Raw genomic sequence first — 22025 nt, forward strand, 5'->3', positions numbered from 1 at the left:
TTTTCCTCTCTCAGATCGCCGGCGCCTGTGTGCGGCTCGGCGTGGCAAGGAGCGCGCCGAGATAGGCGAGCCCTGCCGTCAAAACGATGGCCGGCCCCGATGGGCAGGCCAGATAGTACGAAATCAGCAGGCCGACGACGCTGGAGACGCTGGCGACCAGCCAGGCAACGAGCAGCATGCCCGGCAGCGTGGTGGCGACCAGTCGCGCAGTGGCGGCGGGCAACATCATCAAACCCACGGCCATGAGCGTGCCCATGGCCTGAAACCCTGCGACCAAGTTCATCACCGTCAGCACCGTAAAGCCGAGGTGATAGCGCAGCACGGCTTTGCCGTGGCCGTGGCCGAGGAACGCCGGATCGGCGCTGTCGAGCACGAGACCGCGATAATGCCACCCGAACCACAGCAGCGTCACGGTCGCGATGGCGGCCACGAGAATCAGCGACGGATCGTCCACCGCCAGCACCGACCCGAACAGCAGATGCATCAGGTCGACGCTGTTGCCCCATTTCGAGACGATCACCACACCGCCCGCGAGCGCCAGCAAATAGAACCCGGCGAACGACGCGCCTTCATCGAGCCGCGTACGGCGGCTCGACACCCCGGCCAGCAACGCAACGAGCAGGCCTGCGACCATGCCGCCGCCCGCCATCCACGGCAACGACAGTCCACCGACCAGATAGCCGACCGCCGCGCCAGGCAGCACCGCGTGCGAGAGCGAATCGCCCATCAGGCTCATGCGCCGCAGCAGCAGAAACACGCCGACCGGCGTGCAGCCGATCGACAGTGCCAGACTGCCGACAAGGGCGTGCCGCATGAAGTCGAACTCGGCGAACGGACCGATCAACAGGTCGATCACGTTGCCGGCGGCGCTAAGGAATTCAAGCGCCATGGCGGCCTCCCTGGATTTCCCGCGCACCAGAGGCAGTCGACGGACCTTCGCCTATCGTGCCGGTCATGCTGCTAGCTGTTGCAGCGTGGGTAGCGACGCCACCCACCGGCGCGGCAGTATGCGGCGCAAACGTCGTGTAGCCGCCCGCGTCGGACAGTCCGGCATGCGTGCCGCCACTGAGCGTGCCGCCCGCCGACGGGAACCCACTATGTAAACAGTCGGCCGGGCGACCGGCGGCGACCAGCTTGCCCGCCATCACGGCGACATAAGCGAAGCGTTCCAGCACGAGCGGCAGGTCATGCAGCACCGTCACGACCGTGCGACCCTCATTGCGCCATTGATCCAGTAGCGCCAGCAACAGTTCCGCAGAGGGCACATCGATGCCGGTGAGCGGTTCATCCAGCAAAACGATCGGTGCGTCTTCCACGATCAATCGGGCAAAGCGCGCGCGCTGCCATTGCCCGCCGGATAAGACTTCCAGCGGTTGAGCGCGCTTGTCGGCGAGGCCCACACGGGTGAGCGCTTCGTGGGCGCGGTCGAACTCGTCGCGGCCGAGCCTGCGTGCGTCGCCAGTGCGGCGCCACGTGCCGGTCAGCACATACTCTTCCACGCACATGGGAAAGCGGTGGTCGGTCTCGGGGCGTTGCGACAGGTAGGCGACGGGCTCGTCGCAGATGACATTGCCTGTCGATGCCTTCTGGAGGCCCGCGAGCACGCGCAGCAGCGTGGTTTTGCCGCCGCCGTTCGGGCCGACGACAGCCGACAGTACGCCGGGGGCGAAGGTCGCATCAACGCCTTCCAGTGCGACATTGGGGCCGAAGCGGACGGAGAGATTACGGCAGCCGATCACGAGGCGACTCCTTGGAGCGCCCACAAAACGAGCGCCCAAAGCGGCGCGAGCACCAGCAGGGTAAGTGCGGTGCGCTGCCAGCCAGCGAGGCGATAGAGCCAAACGGAAAAGCGAATCATGGCGCGGGTAGGGCGGACATCACACAGATTGCAACTGTGTAATAAATGCAACAAAGTTGCATTATTGCATGAATCGTTACGTACGTCGCGGACATGGCCGGACCTGTCGCGGAAGGTCGCCGTCAGTGCGACACAACGCGTTACATATCGCCGCAGCACATTTTTGCGAACCGGCGTAACATGAGTTCACGCTCGATCGACTGGCATGGTGTTCGCTTCATTCCAGAGTTCGGCAATTTGCAAGGCATCGATGAGACGGCGACATGATGCGGCGCAGCGACTCGCGCGCGACGCTTTCATGCCGACCCTGCCTGAGGAGGTTCGCCCGTTCAATCATCCGATCGTCGTCGGTTTTCCGGTCCGCGGGTTCATGCCACGCATGCGATTCGCACGACCTTCGCGACTTGCGCAGTCGCGTCGCTTCTCGCCGGAAAGCCTCTCGTCTCGCGCCCACGAATTCGCACGCTGCGACGTCGTCGGGCCACCCACTCTTTTTTCCAAAAATCACTGCACCCGGCGTGCCGATATTTTCGTTAAAGACTATTGGATAAATAGGATTACTTAATAATTCTCTGCACATTACGACGTGTTACGAATGCAGGCAAACCCGAGTGCGCAATGCGTGTGGTTGTGCAAGAGAATTCGCTCGAATTCTGATGTATTTTGATCGGCATGCGCAATGCGTAGATTTCGCGGAAACCCTTACGGGCTGCGGGTTATCGAGAATGCTTAGCGCTGCGGCAAATATCTAGCGACAGTTTTTTTGTTTGTGCATATGATGAGTTAACGGTTGCTTTTTCTAGTGACAAGTTTAAAGTCAACCTAAACCGATTTTGAGTCGTTCATGTGAGGGAGGGGACAGTGCGAAAGGTTTCGCGAACGTCGCTCCGGCATGCAGTGAGCCAGGTCGAAACCATTGCGCAGTCATCCGGGTCTTAGGCAACAGAGCGGGCATCGCATCGCGATGTTTTCCGATGAAGCGGGGGGTGAGGCATATGGATATTTTCAGCCACTACACGACACGTTTCGACGCACGCAAGGAAGAGGAGTACAGCATCCAGGAGTATCTGGAGATCTGTAAGAAAGACTCGACCGCATATGCGTCGGCGGCCGAAAGAATGCTGCGCGCCATCGGTGAGCCCGAGCTCATCGATACGCACCACGATCCGCGGCTCTCGCGGCTCTTCTCGAACAAGATCATCAAGATCTACCCGGCCTTCCGTGAGTTTTACGGCATGGAAGACACCATCGAGCAAATCGTCTCGTTCTTCAAACACGCCGCACAGGGGCTCGAAGAGCGCAAACAGATCCTGTATCTGCTCGGGCCTCCGGGGGGCGGCAAGTCGTCGCTGGCCGAGAAACTGAAGGCATTGATGGAAGAAGTGCCCATCTATTGCCTGAAGGGATCGCCAGTGCACGAGTCGCCTCTGGGTCTGTTCTCGCCCGAGGAAGACGGCAAGATTCTCGAAGAGGACTTCGGCATCCCGGTACGGTATCTGACAACGATCCCGTCGCCGTGGGCCACCAAGCGCTTGAACGAATTCAACGGCGACATCACCAAGTTCCGTGTGGTGAAGCTGCGTCCGTCGGTGCTGCAACAAATCGCCATCGCCAAGACCGAGCCGGGTGACGAGAACAATCAGGACATCTCGTCGCTCGTCGGCAAGGTCGATATCCGCAAACTCGAAGAATTCCCGCAGGACGATCCGGATGCCTACTCGTATTCCGGCGGCCTGTGCCTGGCCAATCGCGGCCTGCTGGAATTCGTGGAAATGTTCAAGGCGCCAATCAAGGTGCTGCACCCGTTGCTGACCGCGACGCAGGAAGGCAACTACAAGGGCACGGAAGGGTTCGGTGCGATTCCGTTCGACGGCATCGTGCTCGCCCACTCGAACGAGGCGGAGTGGCAGACTTTCAAGGGCAACCGTAACAACGAAGCTTTCCTCGACCGTATCTACATCGTGAAGGTGCCGTACTGCCTGCGCGTGACCGACGAGGTGAAGATTTACGAGAAGCTCGTGAAGAACAGCTCGCTCGCGAATGCGCCACGTGCACCGAACGTGCTCAAGATGCTCGCGCAGTTCGCCGTGCTCACGCGTCTGAAAGAGCCGGAAAATTCCAACGTCTTCTCCAAGGTGCGCGTCTACGACGGCGAGAACCTGAAGGACATCGACCCGAAGGCCAAGTCGTATCAGGAGTATCGCGACTACGCCGGGGTGGACGAAGGGATGACCGGCATGTCGACACGCTTCGCCTTCAAAGTGCTCTCGAAGGTATTCAATTTCGATAACACCGAAGTCGCGGCCAACCCGGTGCACATGCTGTATGTGCTCGAGCAGCAGATCGAGCGCGAGCAGTATGCGGGCGAAGTCGAGAAGCGCTATCTCGCCTACATCAAGGAGTATCTGACTGCGCCGTTCGTGGAGTTTATCGGCAAGGAAATTCAGACCGCGTATCTGGAGTCGTACTCCGAGTACGGTCAGAACATCTTCGACCGCTATGTGAACTTCGCGGATCTCTGGATTCAGGATCAGGAATATCGCGATCCGAATACCGGCGAGATTCTCGATCGCACGGCGCTCAACGATGAGCTGGAGAAGGTCGAGAAGCCGGCCGGTATCACGAACCCGAAGGACTTCCGCAACGAGATCGTCAACTTTGTCCTGCGCGCACGCGCCAACAACGCGGGCAAGAATCCGCTCTGGACGAGTTACGAAAAGCTGCGGGCCGTCATCGAGAAGCGCATGTTCTCGACCACCGAGGACTTGCTGCCGGTGATCTCCTTCAATGCGAAGTCGTCCAAGGAGGATCAGGAAAAGCACGCCAACTTCGTCAACCGGATGGTGGAAAAAGGCTATACCCCGAAGCAGGTCCGCCTGCTCGTGGAATGGTACCTGCGCGTGCGCAAATCCTCGTAACCACTCGGGGCCACTATGTCAGCGATCATCGACAGACGGCAAAACGGCAAGAACAAAAGCGCCATCAACCAGCAACGCTTTATCAAGCGCTACCGCGATCAAATTCGGCGAGCGGTGGCGAAGGCGGTGTCTGGGCGCAAGATTACCGATATCGATGGCAGCGGACAGGTCTCGATCCCGGTCAAGGACATCTCTGAGCCCTTGTTCCACCACGGGCCCGGCGGACGGCGGGAGATGGTGCATCCCGGCAACCGCGAGTTCGTGGTGGGCGATAACTTCGAGCGTCCACCGTCGGGCGCTGGCGGCGGCGGGAGCCGTGCCAGCGATTCGGGCGAGGGCGAAGACGATTTCGTCTTCAACCTCTCTCGCGAGGAATTCCTGAAGTTCTTCTTCGAAGACATGGCCTTACCCGACCTCGCGAAACGCCGGCTCGCGCAGATTCCGGAGTTTCGCAAGGTGCGGGCGGGCTACTCCATTGACGGCACGCCCTCGAACCTGAACGTGATTCGCACGATGCGCAGCTCACTGGGCCGCCGCATCGCGCTCACCGCCCCGTATCGCAAGCAGTTGCGCGAACTGGAGAGCGAGTACGCCGACGTGGTTTCGCGTGAGGGCGATACGTCGCCGCGCGCACTCGCTCTCGCACACGAGATCACGCACCTGCGCACGCGCGTCGAGGCGATTCCGTATATCGAGAAGCTCGACCTGCGCTATTCGAACCGCATCATGCAGCCGCGCCCGCAGGCGCAGGCCGTCATGTTCTGTTTGATGGACGTGTCGGGCTCGATGGATCAGAGCCGCAAAGACCTCGCCAAGCGCTTCTTCATGCTGCTCTATCTGTTCTTGCGGCATAACTACGAGCGCATCGACCTGGTGCTGATCCGTCACCACACGACTGCGAAGGAGGTCAATGAAGACGACTTCTTCTACGCACGGGAATCGGGCGGCACGGTGGTGTCGAGCGCGCTCAAGCTGATGGCGGAAGTCATTGCCGACCGCTACTCGCCGAGCGACTGGAATATCTACGGCGCACAAGTGTCGGACGGCGACAACTGGGATGGCGACTCGCCCATTTGCCGCGACATTCTGATGCAAACCATCATGCCCGCCGTGCAGTACTTCGCGTATGTCGAGGTGGCCAGCGCGGAGCCGCAGAATTTGTGGAACGAGTACTTGTCGGTCAAGCAGCAGCATTCGAACTTCGCGATGCAACGCATCATGGAGGCCGCGGAGATTTACCCGGTGCTGCACGATTTGTTCAAGAAAAAGGCGGCCTGACCATGGCCTACATATCGACCGGATCGGAATGGACCTTTGAGCTGATTCAGCGCTACGAGCATGAGATCGCGCGCATCGCCGCGAACTTCAAGCTCGATACGTATCCGAATCAGATCGAGATCATCACCGCCGAGCAGATGCTCGACGCTTATGCCACTGTGGGATTGCCTATCGGCTATCACCACTGGTCGTACGGCAAGCATTTCCTGTCGTCCGAGCGCGGCTACAAGCGCGGGCAGATGGGGCTGGCCTACGAGATCGTCATCAACTCGAGCCCTTGCATCGCGTATCTGATGGAAGAGAACAGCATGACCATGCAGGCGCTCACGATTGCGCATGCGAGCTACGGTCATAACTCGTTCTTCAAGGGCAACTACTTGTTCCGCACGTGGACCAACGCCGACGCGATCGTCGACTATCTGTTGTTCGCGCGCAATTACATCACCGAGTGCGAGCAACGCTATGGCGAGCAATCGGTGGAGCTATTGCTCGACTCGTGCCACGCGCTGATGAACTACGGCGTCGATCGGTACAAGCGACCCAAGCGCTTGTCGCTTGCACAGGAACAAGCGCGCCAGAAGGAGCGCGAGAACTACCTGCAATTGCAGATCAACGATCTGTGGCGCACGTTGCCCAATCACGTGCTGCACGATGACGACGAGGACGACGGGCTCGATCCGACCGACTCCGACGAGCCAGCCTTCCCGGGCGAGCCGCAGGAAAACCTGCTGTACTTCTTCGAGAAGAACGCGCCGAAGCTTGCACCGTGGCAGCGTGAAATCGTGCGAATCGTGCGCAAGCTCGCGCAGTATTTCTATCCGCAACGCCAGACCAAAGTGATGAACGAGGGCTGGGCGACGTTTTGGCACTACACGATTCTCCAGCAGCTCTACAAAGAGAAGCTGGTGAACGACGCGTTTATGATGGAGTTTCTGCACGCGCACACGAACGTGGTTTATCAACCGTCGTTCGATAGCCCGTACTACAGCGGCCTGAATCCGTATGCGCTCGGCTTCGCGATGTTCCAGGACATCCGCCGGATGTGCGAGGAGCCGACGGAAGAAGATCGCCAGTGGGCGCCTGACATTGCAGGCAGCGATTGGATCAAGACGCTCGACTTCGCGATGCGCAACTTCAAGGACGAGAGCTTCATTCAGCAGTTCCTCTCGCCGAAGGTCATCCGCGATCTGAAGCTGTTCTCTGTGCTCGACGACGATCGCGACAGCCGCTTGCGTGTGACGGCGATTCACAACGACATCGGCTACCGTGAGATTCGCGAGATGCTGGCGCAGCAATACAACCTCAGCACATTGGAGCCGAACATTCAGGTCTCGCACGTTGATCTGCACGGTGACCGCTCGCTCACGCTGCGGCACGTGCAAAGCGACCGCAAACCGCTTGACGATGGTTTCGAAGAAGTGCTGAAACACGTGGCGCGGTTGTGGGGGTTCACGGTGAGGCTGGAGACCGTGTTCGAAGATGGTCGCAGCGAAATGACGCACGAAACCAAGGTCGAGAAGCGGCGACGCTATGCGTTGAGCGCGGCATGAGTGGGGCGACGGACGTTCGATGAAGATCCCGTTCGTCGCGCTCGATCATGTAGTGCTGCGCACGGTCGACGTCGCGCGGCTTCAACACTTCTATGTCGATGTCTTGGGCTGCACGCTGGAAAAGGTGCAGGCCGACATCGGGCTCGTGCAATTGCGCGCGGGGGATTCCCTGATCGATTTAGTCGATGTGGCCGGAACGATTGGCCGACAGGGCGGCGATGCGCCGGGGGCAGAGGGCCACAATCTCGATCACTTCTGTTTGCGCGTCGAGCCGTTCGACGACGAAGCCATCCGACAAGGGTTGGCTTCGCATGGCGTGACGCTCGGGGAAGTCGTGCAGCGGTACGGGGCACAGGGCGAAGGGCCGTCGTGCTATCTCACCGATCCCGATGGCAATACGGTCGAGCTCAAAGGCCCGCCGACGCATCCAAGGCGTTGACCGCGACGCGCTATCTCAGCCGCTCAGCGGCTTGCTCGCTACCTTCACAAGAGCGAACGACCGCGCGCTCAACTACGCCGCCAACTGCCCCAGCACGCTCTGATCGCGTCCTTTGTGCTTGGCCTGATAAAGCGCCTTGTCGGCACGTTCGAGCATCGAGCTGATGACGAGCGGCTCGCCCGGATGCCACGACGCAATCCCCACGCTGATGGTAATGGCCTCACCTTCCTCGCGCGCCTTCACGGGCAGCAAGTCGGTGCTCGCGCGCTTGACCGATTCGCGAATGCGGTCGGCCACACGCAGCGCCGCATGCTGATCGATCTCCGGTAACACCACGGCAAATTCTTCCCCGCCCAGACGCACGACGAAATCGCTTGGCAGCCGGATGCAATGCTGAATCGTGTTGGCAATGCGTTGCAGCACGGCGTCGCCGAACGGATGGCCGTAGCGGTCATTGACCTGCTTGAAGAAATCGATATCGATGATCAGCACCGACAGCGGCGTGTTGTGCTGTTGCACACGGTCGGCCACGATCCGGATGCGATTGTCGAAGTAGCGCCGGTTGTAGATATGTGTGAGCGGATCGATGAACACCTTTTCGACCAGATCGGTATTCGTGAGCGCGAGCGACTGGTATTGACGTGTGATTTCCCACACCAGCGCGAGCGTGGCCACACCCGGCGAGGCGAGCGCGAGCAGACGCGCGGCATACCATTGATACGACGCCTCGCTTGGCGCGGTGAGCGCGAGCAGCAACTGGCACAGCGAGATGGTGACCACCACCCAGACCAACAGAAACAGCTTGTGCGACAGGCGCGTGACGGCCGCGATGCGCCACCAGAGCGCGACATAGGCCACGAACATGGCGCCTAATGCGATCGTCTCGATGTCGATGCCACCGGTGAACTTCGGCGTGACGAGGGTACGGGCAGCGCCGACGATCGAGAGCGAGACCGTCAACCAGATGATCAGTACCGTGGCGCCGTAGCGGGCGGCTTCCGAATAACCCGGGCGCGTGTGCGGATCGCTGCGCGTGCGCGAATAGCTGCGCACGCTGATCATCACGTAGGCAGCGAAACTCCCTTCGGCCACCAACCAGAGCCAAAACGGCGCGCGCGTGATGTGTGTGGAGATACCGGCGAGCTGATTCGCGAGCAGCACACCTTGCGTGAACATGAACAGGCCGCGCAGCAAAAACGCACAGCCGAACTGGGCGAAGTAGCGCTTGCCGTTGTACAGATATTGCACGCCGAGCAGACACGCTGTCGATAAATTGAGGATGCCCCCGGCGGAGACGAGAAAGAAAGTGAGCAGCGGATTTACCGCGCCTTCAAAGGCGCGCGTAAGAAACCCTGCGAGGGTGAGCGCGGCACAAGCGACGAGAATGGTCGTCGCCGCAACACGGTTGCCCTGTTCGGTACGGCTGATGGTACTTTTCATAGTTCTTATTTGCCGATCAACGCCCTCGTGCCTCGCGCACGATCGCTCTTTTACCGTTCAACCACCGCACCCGTGACTGGCCGCCAGGTCATAGCCTCGCGTTACCGTCGCGTTTCCCCGATTTTGCGCTAAATGGTTGAAAACTAAGATAAACCTCGGAGAATACACGAGTTTTTACGGGTTGGCATCCGTTTCCACGGCCCCCCTCTAAATTCGCCGAGACCCCCATAAACAGGCGGGTTTCGAGGTGTCGAAAACGCGTTTAGAGGGTTCTCTCCTAAGCGCGGAAAATAATTCGCTGCGACACGATGAACCGCTCTGCGAAACACTGATTTCTCAATAAATGGGACATCTCCCATTGACCGTCCGAGAACCTAGAGATGACGGGCGATTACAGCGCGTGCAATTAATTCGGTATCCGATGTATATGGGGAATATCGTGGCAGATAATGCGGAAATGCACTGAATTATTGGCAGAAGTTAATGTCATGGGTTGGCATCGACGCACTATCTGTACTAGAATAAAAAAGGCCAATCGCTCTGACTGGCCAATAGAAACATAAGCGTTGCCGGTGTTCCTCGTTGCGCCGGCGATCCGTACCATCACGCAATGAGCTTGTGCAGTAAAACATTCGCGCGCTTTCAATAAGCGTGTATCGAGAGGCCCAGGCGCCCACGGCGTCGAAAGCTCGTCTCTCAAGTCGCATCACGCGACGCCTGGTTCGTCACCGTTGTCTTTCTCAGACCTTCGGAGCGAACACCTCACAATTCGCAAGGCAGCTATCAGTTGTCATGCTTGTTTGACCGCGTTGTCACGCGGGGCGATTGCTATTGCCTCGCGCCAGCGCTGCCAACCCATTCAAAGGGAGCATGAACGTGGCGAAGCAGTATCGCATTCTCTATTTGGCCGGCTTCGGACTGCTCGGTGTTGCCGCCGCAGTCACCGGTCTGGTGTATTGGCTGGGCGTCGATTCGCTCGTCAAATACCGGGGAGACCTGGTGTACTACACCCAACAGCATTTGAAGCTCGTGGCCATATCGATGGCGATGGCGATTGCCGTCGGCGTCCCTGCGGGGGTGTTGATCTCGCGACCGATATTCGCGAAACACGCCGAGCGCGCCGTGCAGATCTTCAACATCGGCAACACGCTGCCGTCGCTCGCCGTGCTGGCGCTTTCGATGGCAGTGCTCGGTATCGGCGACCGCCCCGCCATTCTGGCGCTGTGGCTCGCGTCGCTGCTGCCGATCGTTCGCAATGCCTACGAAGGCTTGCGACAAGTCCCCGCTGCGTTGCGTGAGTCCGCACGCGGCATGGGCATGACGCCCGCGCAGGTGCTGTTTCGCGTGGATCTGCCCAACGCCATGCCGGTCATCATCGGCGGCATTCGTACCGCGCTCGCGATCAACGTCGGCACTGCGCCGCTTGCGTTCCTGATCGGCGCGGACAGCCTGGGGCAATTGATCTTCCCGGGCATCTATTTGAACGACCAGACGAAGTTGTTGCTCGGCGCTGCCGGCACCGCGCTGCTTGCGCTCGTGCTCGACGGCATTGTCGCCTTCGCGAGCGGCCTCTGGTTCGCACGTCACGGCGCCGCAACGCGCTAAGACAAAGGAGACCCACACGTGAAGCAAGTTTTCTCTCGAACACGATTCGGCAAGCTGGCGCGAAAGTTAGCTGTGACCGGGTTGGCCCTTGGTGCGATGGCGATCGGCGGGGTTGCCCACGCCGCGACGCTCACCATCGGCGGCAAGAACTTCACCGAGCAACTCATTCTCTCGGAGATGACCGCGCAGTATTTGAAGAGCAAAGGCTACGACATCGAACTGAAGAACGGTTTGGGTAGCGTCGTGATGCGCCAAGGCATGGAGAGCAAGCAGCTCGACATCGTCTGGGAATACACCGGCACGTCGCTCATCGTCTACAACAAGGTCACCGAGAAACTCGACCCGCAACAGACCTACGAGCGCGTGAAGGAGCTCGACGGCAAGATCGGTATCGTCTGGCTCAACCCGTCGTCGCTCAACAACACCTATGCGTTCGCCATGCCGGGCAAGATCGCGCGGGAAGAGGGCATTGAAACCGTCTCGCAGCTCATCGAACGTTTCAAGGCGAATCCGAAAATGCGGTTCGCCTTCGACATGGAATTCGTCGGCCGCTCGGATGGTCTCGAGCCGATGGAACAGCTCTACGGTTTCCATCTCGAGCGCGAGAACATCAAGCAGATGGACCCGGGGCTCGTCTACACGGCACTGAAGAACGAGCAGATCGATAGTGGTCTGGTCTACACGAGCGATGGCCGCAACAAGGGCTTCGACTTGAAGGTGCTCACTGACGACAAGGGGTTCTTCCCGGCCTATGCCGCAACGCCGGTCGTGCGTCAGGAAGTGCTCGACGCCAATCCGAAGCTGGCCGATGAGCTCAATGTGCTGGCCGCGAAGATCAACGACGAGAACATGCGCGATATGAACGCGAAAGTCGACATCGAGCACAAGGGGGCGGCCCGCGTGGCACGCGAATTCCTCGAACAGGAAGGGCTGATGCAGTAAGGCGCTTGCCTGCTGCGACTCACTCCCTGACGTCACTGACTGAGGAAATCCAATGATTGAATATTTGACTCACAACTGGCACCGCATTCTGATCCTCACGGGGCAGCATGCGTGGCTGGTGGCTGCATCGGTGGGTGCGGCCATCGTGGTCGGCGTGCCGCTGGGTGTGCTGATCACGCGTTTTCGCTGGCTGTCGGGCGCGGTGCTCGGGTTGGCGACGGTCGTGCTCACGATCCCTTCGATCGCGCTGTTCGGCCTGATGATTCCGGTGCTGTCGGTTTATGGCATCGGTATTGGACCTGCGCCCGCTGTGGCGGCGGTCTTTCTTTACTCGCTGTTGCCGATCATGCGCAACACGTGTCTGGCGCTGCAACAGATCGATCCGAGCATTCGCGAAGCAGGCATCGGCATCGGCATGACGTTCTGGCAGCGCTTGCGCCTGGTGGAGTTGCCGCTGGCAGTGCCGGTGGTGCTGGGCGGCGTACGCACGGCCGTTGTGATGAATATTGGCGTGATGGCCATCGGGGCCATCGTCGGTGCCGGCGGTCTCGGGGTGTTGATCACCCGCGGGATCAGCCAGAGCGATACCCGACAACTTGTCGTGGGTGCGGTCATGGTGAGTCTGCTCGCCATCGTTGCCGACACCTTGTTGCACCGCCTCCAGCGCGTGCTGACACCCAAAGGAATTCGAACCGCATGATTACACTCGACAATCTCACCAAAAGCTTCGTCCAGAAGGACGGCACGCGCGTGAACGCCGTGAACTCGGTCAGTCTCGAAGTGCCGCCGGGCGAAATCTGCGTCTTCCTCGGCCCGTCGGGCTGCGGCAAGACCACCACCCTCAAGATGATCAACCGTTTGATCAAGCCGACCTCGGGCCGCATTCTGCTCAACGGCGAAGACACCGGCAAGATCAACGAAATCGAACTGCGCCGCCACATCGGCTATGTGATTCAGCAGATTGGTCTGTTCCCGAACATGACCATCGAAGAGAACATCACGGTCGTGCCGCGTCTGCTGGGTTGGGACAAGAAGCGCTGCCGTGAGCGTGCGACCGAATTGATGGCGATGGTCGCGCTCGATCCGAAGCACTACCTGTCGCGTTACCCGCGTGAGTTGTCCGGCGGACAACAGCAGCGTATCGGCGTGATTCGTGCGCTGGCTGCCGACCCGCCCGTGTTGCTCATGGACGAGCCGTTCGGCGCCGTCGACCCGATCAACCGCGAGTCGATTCAGAACGAGTTTTTCCAGATGCAGCGTCAGTTGGGCAAGACCGTCATCATGGTCAGTCACGATATCGACGAGGCGATCAAGCTTGCCGACCGTATTGCGATCTTCCGCCAAGGGCGTCTGGTGCAATACGCGCAACCGGATGCGCTGCTGGCGCGCCCGGTCGACGAGTTCGTCGCGAGCTTTGTGGGGCACGATCGTATTCTGAAGCGCTTGCTGCTGGTGCGCGCGGAAGACGCGGCGACCCCGCAGCCGACCGTCAAACCGCAGACGACGCTCGCGGAAGCTTATGGCCTGATGGACGAGCTCGATACGCGCTCGCTGGTCGTGGTCGACGAGAACGCGAAGGCGCTGGGGTACGTGGCGCGTCGCGATACGCGACATGCGCAGGGCACGTGCGGCGAGCGTGTGCGCGACTTCAAGGCGTCGGCGGTGGCGAACGACAATCTGCGTGTGCTGCTCTCGCGCATGTACGAACACAACCTGGCGTCGCTGCCGGTGTTGGGCGACGACAATCAGTATCTGGGCGAAGTCACGCAGGACTCGATTGCCGACTATTTGAGTTCCGGCAAATCGCGCGGCAGCGGCGGTGGTACGATCGTTGCCCCGTCACTGCCTGGCGCGCCGAGCGTAGTGGCGAACGTGCCGTTCGGCGCGCAGATGTAACCACGGTACGCTCACGCAGACGTGCCTCATACGCGGGCACGTCATGATGTTCGGGAATGACGGTCCTGCGGGGCCGTCATTTTTGCATTGGCGCGTGGGGCATGTACATAGCGCAGATCGTGCAGGCCGTGCAGAACTGACGGGATGCCGGGCCGATCAATCGTAGTCAAGGAGTTGCAGGATGGCGTTGGATTCGATGTTGATATGGTTTGAAAATGCGCCGTGGGCGCGCATGGTCGGCGGGTTGGCGATCCTGATCGTGGCAGCGATGCTGGTTCAGGCCGTGGCGACGTTCGTCATCGTGCGTGTCGTGCGCCTCGTCGTGCAGCGCACGGCGAATCGTTGGGACGATGCGTTGCTCACGCACCGAGTATTCCAACGTGCGGCGCACATCCTGCCGTATCTGGTGATTCAGTTCGGTATTGCGTTGGTGCCTGATCTGCCGCCGAAGTTGGTGATTGTCATCAGCAATGTGGCGCTCGCAACGACGTTGCTCTACGCGACGCTCGCCATCGCAGGCGTGTTGAATGCGTCGCAGGCGATCTATGCGACGTCGGAGCATGCCCGCACGCGTTCGATCAAAGGCTATGTGCAGTTAGGCAAGATCGCGTTGTATGTGGTCGCGGCGATCGCCATCGTGGCCACCATCATCGATCGCTCGCCGTGGTTGCTGCTCTCTGGGTTGGGGGCGATGTCGGCGGTGCTCTTGCTGGTGTTCAAGGACACGATCATGTCGTTCGTGGCGAGCGTGCAGCTCACGTCCAACGACATGCTGCGCGTGGGCGACTGGATCGAGATGCCGCAAGTGGGCGCCGACGGTGATGTGGTGGACATCGCACTGCACACGGTGAAAGTGCAGAACTGGGACAAGACCATCACGACGATTCCGACGTGGCGACTGATTTCGGAGAGCTTTCGCAATTGGCGCGGCATGCAGCAGGCGGGTGGGCGCCGTATCAAGCGCACGGTGTGCCTCGATGCGGGCAGCGTGGGTTTTCTCGATGAAAGCGAGATCGAACGCTTGTCGAAACTGCATCTGCTCGGGCCGTATTTGTCGGAGAAGCAGCGCACGATTGCCGAAGCGAATGCGGCGCTCGGCACGGCGGCGGGTGTGTTGGCGAATACGCGTCGGCTGACGAACATCGGTACATTCCGCGCGTATGCGTTGGCGTATCTGAAGTCGCATCCGAACATTCACGAGGGCATGACGTGCATGGTGCGCTCGCTGGAACCGTCGGCCACGGGGATTCCGGTGGAGTTGTACTGCTTCACCAACACGATCGTGTGGGCGGAGTACGAGCGCGTGCAGGGCGACGTGTTCGACCATCTGCTGGCGATCCTGCCGGAGTTCGGCCTGCGCATGTACCAGAATCCCGCGGGTGCGGATCTGCTTCGCTGGCAGGCGCAGCGGGCGGATTGATGTTGTGCCGTTTCTGCGCGATGGCGTGATTCGTCCGAGCCGCGCATCAGGAATATTCCGGAACATCGCCACCCCTATTTACTTCGTGTTTTGCGCCTGCGACGATGCGTCTCAGCTCACACGAGATGAGACGGCAACGGGGTAAGGCAATGAGGGAAGTGCGATGGATGAACGGGATGGTTTTGATGCGGTAATGGACGTGCCGGATGCTGAGGCAGAGGGCACAAGTGACGGCAGCGTGCTGCTTCTTGGGGATTTCGGTAACGATTTCGACGAGGAGGAGTGGACGTGGTGAAGCGTGGCGACGTTTGGTTCGTAATGTTAGATCCAACGGTCGGAAGCGAGATCAGAAAGACGCGGCCATGTGTGGTGGTTTCGCCTGCGCGAATGCACCAGAGCGTGCGAACGGTGATCGTTGCCCCGCTGACGTCGTCGTCGCGCCTAACGGGCTACCGGGTGCCGACCTGTTTCGATGGACGGCGTGGATCGGTAGTTGTCGATCAGGTGAGGGCAATCGACAGGCGGCGTTTGGTGAGGCGAGTCGGCGTGCTCAATCCTTCCGCGCTGAGCGATACGATGGATTGTCTGCGTGACGCTTTTGCGGACGACGAGCGAACTGATTCCATGCATTGAATCAAGACAAGAAGGGCTCCCACAGGAGCCCTTCTTTCGTTGTTACCGGTACCGCCGCAACGTTACGCCACCGACTCGTCCAACGTCGGGTAGTCCACATAACCGCGGGCGTCGCCGCCGTAGAGCGTGTCGCGATCGAGCGGGTTGAACGGGCCGCCGCGCTTGAGGCGTTCCACCAGATCGGGGTTGGCGATGAACGGCTTGCCGAAGGCGATCAGGTCCGCCAGATTCTCCTTGCGAGCCTCGATCGCCAGCGCCAGGTCATAGCCGTTGTTGGCCATGTACGTGCCGTTGAAGATGCGGCGCAGCTTCTGCAAATCGAAGCCGTCGGCCACTTCACGCGGACCGCCCGTCGCTCCTTCCACCACGTGCAGATACACGAGGTTGAAGCGGTTCAGTTGTTCAACGGCGTACGTGAATACCGGTTCCGGATTGCTGTCGCCGCAATCGTTCGCCGGGCTGATCGGCGAGAGGCGGATACCCACGCGATCTCCACCCCAGACGTCGACCACCGCCTGCGTCACTTCCAACACCAGGCGCACGCGGTTCTCGATGCTGCCGCCGTACTGATCGGTGCGATGGTTCGTCTTGTCGCGCATGAACTGGTCGAGCAGGTAGCCGTTCGCCGCGTGAATTTCCACGCCGTCGAAACCGGCACGCTTGGCGCACTCCGCGGCATGACGATACTGCTCGACGATGCCCGGAATCTCGGACGTCTCAAGCGCCCGCGGCGTCGGGTGCGGCTCGAAGCCGTGTTCGGTGAATGCCTTGCCTGCCGGTTGAATCGCCGAAGGCGCGACCGGCAGTGCACCGCCGGGTTGCAGCGACGGGTGCGAGATGCGGCCCACGTGCCAGAGCTGGCAGAAGATCTTGCCGCCCTTGGCGTGCAGCGCATCGTTCACCTTCTTCCAGCCAGCGACTTGCTCGTCGGTGTAAATGCCGGGGGTGAACGCGTAGCCTTTGCCTTGCTGCGAAATATTGGTGGCCTCGCTGATGATGAGACCGGCCGACGCGCGCTGCGCGTAGTACTCGGCGACCAGCGGGCCCGGCACGTCGCCAGCACCGGCGCGGCTACGGGTCAACGGTGCCATCACGACGCGATTGCTCAGTTCGAGCGGACCGAGGGTGTACGGCGAAAACAGGTCCGTATCGAGGGGGGAGAGGGGGGTAGCTTGGGAATCCGTCATTGCTGAAGATCCTGTGAAAGTTGGGGGTTGCTGTGCTGCACAAAAACCTGCACAGGTTAAGACAATTTTTAAGCGCTTGCAGGGGCCGCACTCGTCGGGGCACGACGAGCGATGCGCAGCACCATGAATGCGCCAATGATGCAGACGCCGCCCGAGAGCATCGACGCCATCGTGTAGTTGCCCAGCGTGGCCCGCAACGAACCGGCGACCAGTGCCGCAGTGGCTGCACCGAGTTGGTGCCCGGCCACGATCCAACCGAATACGATCGGGGCCATGGTCTTGCCGAACACGTCGGTCGTCAGGCGCACCGTCGGGGGCACCGTGGCAATCCAGTCGAGGCCATAGAACAAGGCAAACAGCGGCAGACCGAAGAAGTCGAAGCCGAAGGCATACGGCAAGTAGATCAGCGACAGACCGCGCAGCCCGTAGTACCAGAACAGCAGCACGCGGCTGTTATAGCGGTCCGACAGCCAGCCCGAGAGTGTCGTGCCGACGAGATCGAGCATGCCCATGGCGGCGAGAATACCGGCGCCCTTCACCTCGGAGATGCCGTAGTCCCCACACATCGCGATGAAGTGCGTGCCGATATACCCGTTGGTGCTGGCACCGCAGATAAAGAAGCTGAAGAACAGCAGCCAGAAGTCGCGCTTACCGGCCGCCATGCGCAACACCGACAGCGCATGCGCCAGCGGGTTGCCCTGCGCGAGCGGCACGTCGGGCGAGTCTGCCGGTGCGCCGACTGGGCGCAGGCCGACCGAGCCCGGGCGCTCCGGCACCAGAAAAGCCACCAGCGGCAACACCAACGCGGCGACAATGGCGACGATCAGCACGACCGGACGCCAGCCGTAACGCTCGGTGATCGCGGCCATCATCGGCAGAAAAACCATCTGCCCGGTCGCCGAACTGGCTGTGAGAATGCCCATGGCGAGACCACGGTGGGTGTGGAACCAGCGGTTGGAGACCGTTGCGGCGAGCGTGACGGCCGCCACACCGGTGCCACCGCCGACCATCACACCCCAGATCAGAATCATCTGCCACGGGGCGGTCATCAGCGAGGAAAGCGCGGTGCCCGAGGCCAACAGCAGTAAGGCCACCATCACCGTCGGGCGGATACCGAAGCGCTGCATCGCCGCCGCGGCAAACGGGCCAGTCAGCCCGTACAGCGCAAGGTTCACGGAAATGGCCAGCGACACCGTGGCGCGACTCCAGCCGAAGTCGTGCTCCAGCGGCACCATCATCACGCTGGGCGTGGCACGAATACCCGCCGACGCCAGCAGGACGAGGAAAATTACGCCAACGACGATCCACGCGTAGTGGAAACGGCCGTCGATACGTCTTGCAATGGCTGCCTTCATGGCGGGAATCCTTGCGGCTCCGGGGGACCGCGTCACAATGTCGGGAACGTTGGCTGGCGCCGTGCTGTCTATGCCGAATAGTCGGTTGTGACTGCTCGGTAACATGAGGTTGCCATGTTATGAACCGATCGGTAACATGTCAAGCATTCCTTTGTGACAACAGGGGCTTTGCTCGACCCACGAGGGCGCAGCGTCCCACTTGTTGCAAATCATAGAATCAGGAGCGCCAGCCAATGGCCAAATCGACAGCCCGGGATCCTTCACTACCCGCCACGCCCGCCGATAAAGCGTCGTCGCCTGCCCGCGCTCGCGGCACGGCAACGGCCGGCGCAACGCGCGCGGCAAAGGGCGGCGGTCGGCATGTGACACCGGCACCGGTAGCACAGCAATATCTGCTCAACGCTGCAGTGGAACTGTTTCACACGGAAGGGGTGCGTGCCGTGGGGGTGGATGCCGTCGTCAAGCGCGCGGGCGTCAACAAGATGTGCCTGTATCGTCAGTTCGCGTCGAAGGATGAGTTGATCCTCGCGTATCTCGACGAGATGCAAACGTGCAGTCTCCAACGTATCGACGAAAGCATCGCGCGCCGCCCGGGCGAGCCGCGCGCGCAGTTGCTGCAAATTTTCGTGGATTTGTCCGAGCGGGCGAGCCACCCTGGCTATCGCGGGTGCCCGTTCGTCAATGTCGCGGCCGAGTTTCCGGACCCGGAGCACCCGGCGCGTAAGTCGGTCGTGAACTACAAGGCGGAAGTGGTGCGGCGGTTCACCGAGCTGGCCACGGCTGCGGGGTTGGACGAACCGGCGCCGTTGGTCGATGCGCTGTCGCTGGTGTTGGAAGGCGCCTACGCCGCAAGCCAGACGTTTGGCCCGGGTTCAGCCCCGTTGCGGGTGCTGCCCACTGTGGCGGGGCAGATTATCGACGCGGCACTGTCGAAGGTCGCAGCGCCGGCTTAAGACATACGGCAGGGCATACAACGAGGCATACCCAAGGCGTACCCAAGACGTACGAGAAGGTATGCCCCAAGGTGACGGCGCCGGCGCGCAGGCGCGTGACGCTGTCACGGTGGGTAGGTTACGCGGCCAGACGTTGCATGGCCACCGAAGCGGTACCGCTGCGGATCGGGCTCGATGCCGCACCGGCAAAGTCCCCGGTCGACATACGGAAGGCCGCGACCGCAGCATCGAGCTGGCGCGCCTGATCTTCCATCGATGCCGCCGCCGCCGCGGCCTGTTCCACCAACGCGGCGTTCTGCTGCGTCACTTCATCCATCTGCGTGACCGCCCGGCCGACTTGCTCGATGCCGTGGCTCTGCTCGTTCGATGCCGCCGAAATCTCACCCATGATGTCGGTCACACGCCGTACGGCTTGCACCACGTCGTGCATCGTCTGACCCGCTTGCGCGACGAGGATCGAGCCGTCCTGCACACGGCCGTTCGAGGCTTCGATCAGCTCCTTGATTTCCTTCGCGGCGGCGGCGCTGCGTTGGGCGAGCGTACGTACTTCACCGGCGACCACGGCGAAACCACGGCCCTGCTCACCGGCGCGCGCGGCTTCCACGGCAGCGTTCAACGCGAGAATGTTCGTCTGGAACGCAATGCCGTCGATCACGCTGATGATGTCGACCACCTTGTTCGAACTCTGCGAAATACCTTCCATCGTGGCGACGACCTGATCGACCACTTGCCCGCCGCGCACGGCGATGGACGAAGCGTTCTCGGCGAGCTGGCTCGCCTGACGGGCGTTATCGGCGTTCTGGCGAACGGTCGAGGTCAACTGCTCCATCGACGAGGCGGTCTCCTCGAGTGCAGCCGCCTGTTGTTCGGTGCGGGCCGACAAGTCGGTGTTGCCTTCGGCAATCTCGCGTGACGCCAAGGTGATTGCACTGGTGCCGCCGCGAATACGCCCGATCATCTGTTGCAGATTGCCCTGCATGCGTTGCATGGCGTAGAGCAGGCTCGTGCGGTCGCCCTGACGCAGCTTCACTTGCGTGAGCAGATCGCCATCGGCGATGCGCGACGCGATATCGGCCGCGTATTCCGGCTCGCCGCCGAGACTGTTGCGCACGTTGCGAATGATGAGCAGCATCACACTGGAGACTGCCAACCCGATGACCGCGAGTATGGCGCCCCAACGCAGCAGCGCGCCGACGAATGCGGCGTTGATATCGTCGACATAGACGCCCGTCGTCAGATACCAGTCCCACGGGGTGTAGGCACCGACGCGGCTGATTTTCTCGACGGGTTTATCCGAGCCAGGTTTGGGCCAGAGATACGTGACGAATGGGTCATCGGTGCGCGCGGCAGCCACGATGTCCGAGAACATGAGCTTGCCCGACGGATCGCGGAACTGACTCATGTCGCGGCCTTCGAGCTTCGGGTTGACCGAGTTGAGCACGATGACGCGCTGCGAGTTCAAGATACCGAAATAGTTGTCGCCGTCGTAACGGATCGCACCGATCTGTTCGCGGGCGACCTTCTGGGCATCAGCCACTGTCATTTCGCCGCGCTCGGCGCGCTCGGCGTAGTGCTTGACGAGACTCAGGCCCGAATCGACCACGTGGGTGAGACCCGCGCGTCGCTCGCTGAGCATCGTATTGCGTTGCGCCCAGGCGCCCCAAACGGCCATGACTAGCAAGCTGACCCACATCAATCCAACAGCCGACCACAACTTCGCATTCAAACTCAATCGCTGCATGACTTCGTCATCCCCACTCGTTCCGCTCAAGTCCCGCGCAATCGCGCGCTGGCGGCGGCCGCCCGTGGCGTATGGGTACGCCCGGGCGGTCCGGTTGTGTATTGGTTATCAGTGCCCCTGATGAAGACACCGACCGAAGGTGTGCTAACGGCAGTCCAGCGGCGGACTTGAGTGCGCGATTGTGGAGATTCTGCGCAGGACTAGCCGTGAATGACCACAAGCAGCCCGCGTGCCACCGACTTGCCTGCGTTACGAATCGCGTGTGCGCGGTCGGCGGGGTAGCGCGCTGTCTCGCCCGGTTTGGCACGACGCACGAAGTGTTCGACTTCGATGTCCACCTGTCCGTCGAACACGGTGAAGTGCTCGCGAGTGCCCGGATCGTGGGGTTCGGAGACGAGGGCGGCGCCCGGCTGGAGCGTGAGTTCGTACCACTCGTACTTACCGGCCAACTCCATGGGGCCGAGAATCTTCAACTGGTAGGCGTGTTCCGCACCGGCCAGCGTCGGGATTTCATGCTTGCCGATCACGCGCACCGGCTCCGGGTCACCGGCCGGGGCGCCGAGCAGTTGGTCGAGCCGAACGCCCAGGGCGTTGGACAGCCGCCAAGCGACGGCAATGGTCGGGTTGGCTTTGTCGCGCTCGATCTGGGAGAGCATCGATTTGGATACGCCCGAAGCGCGCGAGAGCGTCTCGAGCGTCATGCCGCGCTCTTTGCGCAGTTGCTGAATCATGTCGCCGACCGGCGGCGGTGCCGTCGGCGCGGCGGCGGGCGTTGCGGGGATGCTTGCCATATTCTTTCCGGGATATTAG

Annotated in this window: 19 protein-coding genes; 12 read left to right on the forward strand and 7 right to left on the reverse strand. The window is 61.1% G+C overall.

From position 1 onward, the window contains the following. Nucleotides 1-10 precede the first annotated feature (10 nt). Both ACPWR9_RS17185 and ACPWR9_RS17190 read right to left on the reverse strand, forming a co-directional pair. Nucleotides 11-889, reverse strand: a complete 879-nt coding sequence (locus tag ACPWR9_RS17185; RefSeq protein ID WP_426299579.1) for a metal ABC transporter permease — start codon at nucleotides 887-889, stop codon at nucleotides 11-13. Beyond that, nucleotides 879-1739, reverse strand: a complete 861-nt coding sequence (locus ACPWR9_RS17190) for a metal ABC transporter ATP-binding protein (protein ID WP_426299581.1) — start codon at nucleotides 1737-1739, stop codon at nucleotides 879-881. The genes ACPWR9_RS17185 and ACPWR9_RS17190 overlap by 11 nt, the downstream gene beginning before the upstream one ends. A gap of 1114 nt (nucleotides 1740-2853) precedes the next feature. Between ACPWR9_RS17190 and ACPWR9_RS17195 the strand changes: the two genes are divergently transcribed. The 4 genes from ACPWR9_RS17195 to ACPWR9_RS17210 are packed head-to-tail and all read left to right on the forward strand — an operon-like array spanning nucleotide 2854 to nucleotide 8043. Further along, nucleotides 2854-4776 carry a PrkA family serine protein kinase gene (locus tag ACPWR9_RS17195; protein ID WP_150680960.1) on the forward strand — a complete coding sequence of 641 codons (1923 nt, stop codon included), beginning with the start codon at nucleotides 2854-2856 and terminating at the stop codon, nucleotides 4774-4776. A gap of 15 nt (nucleotides 4777-4791) precedes the next feature. Further along, complete coding sequence (locus tag ACPWR9_RS17200; RefSeq protein WP_150680959.1) at nucleotides 4792-6054, forward strand: YeaH/YhbH family protein; 1263 nt, start codon at nucleotides 4792-4794, stop codon at nucleotides 6052-6054. Nucleotides 6055-6056: 2 nt separating this feature from the next. Further along, entirely contained in the window at nucleotides 6057-7604 is a 1548-nt protein-coding gene (locus tag ACPWR9_RS17205; protein ID WP_426299583.1) for a SpoVR family protein, read from the forward strand. A gap of 19 nt (nucleotides 7605-7623) precedes the next feature. After that, nucleotides 7624-8043: a VOC family protein gene (locus ACPWR9_RS17210; protein WP_150680957.1), complete on the forward strand. Its 420-nt coding sequence runs from the start codon at nucleotides 7624-7626 to the stop codon at nucleotides 8041-8043. Nucleotides 8044-8115: 72 nt separating this feature from the next. On the opposite strand, the gene ACPWR9_RS17215 is transcribed toward ACPWR9_RS17210, so the two are convergent. Beyond that, a complete protein-coding gene (locus ACPWR9_RS17215) occupies nucleotides 8116-9483 on the reverse strand; it encodes a diguanylate cyclase domain-containing protein (RefSeq protein ID WP_426299585.1) in 1368 nt (455 codons plus the stop codon). 870 nt (nucleotides 9484-10353) lie between these two features. Here ACPWR9_RS17215 and ACPWR9_RS17220 point away from each other — a divergent pair. The 7 genes from ACPWR9_RS17220 to ACPWR9_RS17250 all read left to right on the forward strand — a co-directional run bounded on the left by ACPWR9_RS17220 (nucleotide 10354) and on the right by ACPWR9_RS17250 (nucleotide 15979). Further along, nucleotides 10354-11088 carry an ABC transporter permease gene (locus ACPWR9_RS17220; RefSeq protein WP_174988196.1) on the forward strand — a complete coding sequence of 245 codons (735 nt, stop codon included), beginning with the start codon at nucleotides 10354-10356 and terminating at the stop codon, nucleotides 11086-11088. 18 nt (nucleotides 11089-11106) lie between these two features. Beyond that, nucleotides 11107-12030 (forward strand): glycine betaine ABC transporter substrate-binding protein, encoded by a 924-nt coding sequence (locus ACPWR9_RS17225; RefSeq protein WP_426299587.1) that lies wholly within the window; start codon nucleotides 11107-11109, stop codon nucleotides 12028-12030. 52 nt (nucleotides 12031-12082) lie between these two features. Then, nucleotides 12083-12730, forward strand: a complete 648-nt coding sequence (locus tag ACPWR9_RS17230; RefSeq protein WP_426299589.1) for an ABC transporter permease — start codon at nucleotides 12083-12085, stop codon at nucleotides 12728-12730. Next, nucleotides 12727-13926 carry a betaine/proline/choline family ABC transporter ATP-binding protein gene (locus ACPWR9_RS17235; protein WP_426299591.1) on the forward strand — a complete coding sequence of 400 codons (1200 nt, stop codon included), beginning with the start codon at nucleotides 12727-12729 and terminating at the stop codon, nucleotides 13924-13926. The genes ACPWR9_RS17230 and ACPWR9_RS17235 overlap by 4 nt, the downstream gene beginning before the upstream one ends. A gap of 181 nt (nucleotides 13927-14107) precedes the next feature. Continuing rightward, entirely contained in the window at nucleotides 14108-15346 is a 1239-nt protein-coding gene (locus ACPWR9_RS17240; protein ID WP_426299593.1) for a mechanosensitive ion channel family protein, read from the forward strand. 163 nt (nucleotides 15347-15509) lie between these two features. Then, entirely contained in the window at nucleotides 15510-15641 is a 132-nt protein-coding gene (locus tag ACPWR9_RS17245; RefSeq protein ID WP_426299595.1) for a hypothetical protein, read from the forward strand. Continuing rightward, nucleotides 15638-15979: a type II toxin-antitoxin system PemK/MazF family toxin gene (locus ACPWR9_RS17250; RefSeq protein WP_426299941.1), complete on the forward strand. Its 342-nt coding sequence runs from the start codon at nucleotides 15638-15640 to the stop codon at nucleotides 15977-15979. Before ACPWR9_RS17245 ends, ACPWR9_RS17250 begins: the two co-directional genes overlap by 4 nt. A gap of 62 nt (nucleotides 15980-16041) precedes the next feature. Here the strand turns inward: ACPWR9_RS17250 and ACPWR9_RS17255 are convergent, their stop codons facing one another. Together ACPWR9_RS17255 and ACPWR9_RS17260 are read right to left on the reverse strand one after the other, a co-directional pair. Beyond that, nucleotides 16042-17166 carry an alkene reductase gene (locus ACPWR9_RS17255; protein ID WP_426299597.1) on the reverse strand — a complete coding sequence of 375 codons (1125 nt, stop codon included), beginning with the start codon at nucleotides 17164-17166 and terminating at the stop codon, nucleotides 16042-16044. Nucleotides 17167-17234: 68 nt separating this feature from the next. Beyond that, complete coding sequence (locus ACPWR9_RS17260) at nucleotides 17235-18521, reverse strand: MFS transporter (RefSeq protein ID WP_426299599.1); 1287 nt, start codon at nucleotides 18519-18521, stop codon at nucleotides 17235-17237. 233 nt (nucleotides 18522-18754) lie between these two features. Between ACPWR9_RS17260 and ACPWR9_RS17265 the strand changes: the two genes are divergently transcribed. Continuing rightward, nucleotides 18755-19474 carry a TetR/AcrR family transcriptional regulator gene (locus ACPWR9_RS17265; RefSeq protein WP_426299601.1) on the forward strand — a complete coding sequence of 240 codons (720 nt, stop codon included), beginning with the start codon at nucleotides 18755-18757 and terminating at the stop codon, nucleotides 19472-19474. Between the two features lie 118 nt (nucleotides 19475-19592). Here the strand turns inward: ACPWR9_RS17265 and ACPWR9_RS17270 are convergent, their stop codons facing one another. Together ACPWR9_RS17270 and ACPWR9_RS17275 are read right to left on the reverse strand one after the other, a co-directional pair. Next, the gene (locus ACPWR9_RS17270) at nucleotides 19593-21215 is read right to left on the reverse strand and encodes a methyl-accepting chemotaxis protein (RefSeq protein WP_426299603.1); all 1623 of its coding nucleotides are present in this window, start codon (nucleotides 21213-21215) and stop codon (nucleotides 19593-19595) included. A gap of 200 nt (nucleotides 21216-21415) precedes the next feature. Continuing rightward, nucleotides 21416-22006 (reverse strand): helix-turn-helix domain-containing protein, encoded by a 591-nt coding sequence (locus ACPWR9_RS17275; RefSeq protein ID WP_426299605.1) that lies wholly within the window; start codon nucleotides 22004-22006, stop codon nucleotides 21416-21418. Nucleotides 22007-22025 lie beyond the last annotated feature (19 nt).

It is taken from the genome of Pandoraea pneumonica, from assembly GCF_049918595.1.
GTDB classification, from domain to species: domain Bacteria; phylum Pseudomonadota; class Gammaproteobacteria; order Burkholderiales; family Burkholderiaceae; genus Pandoraea; species Pandoraea pneumonica_A.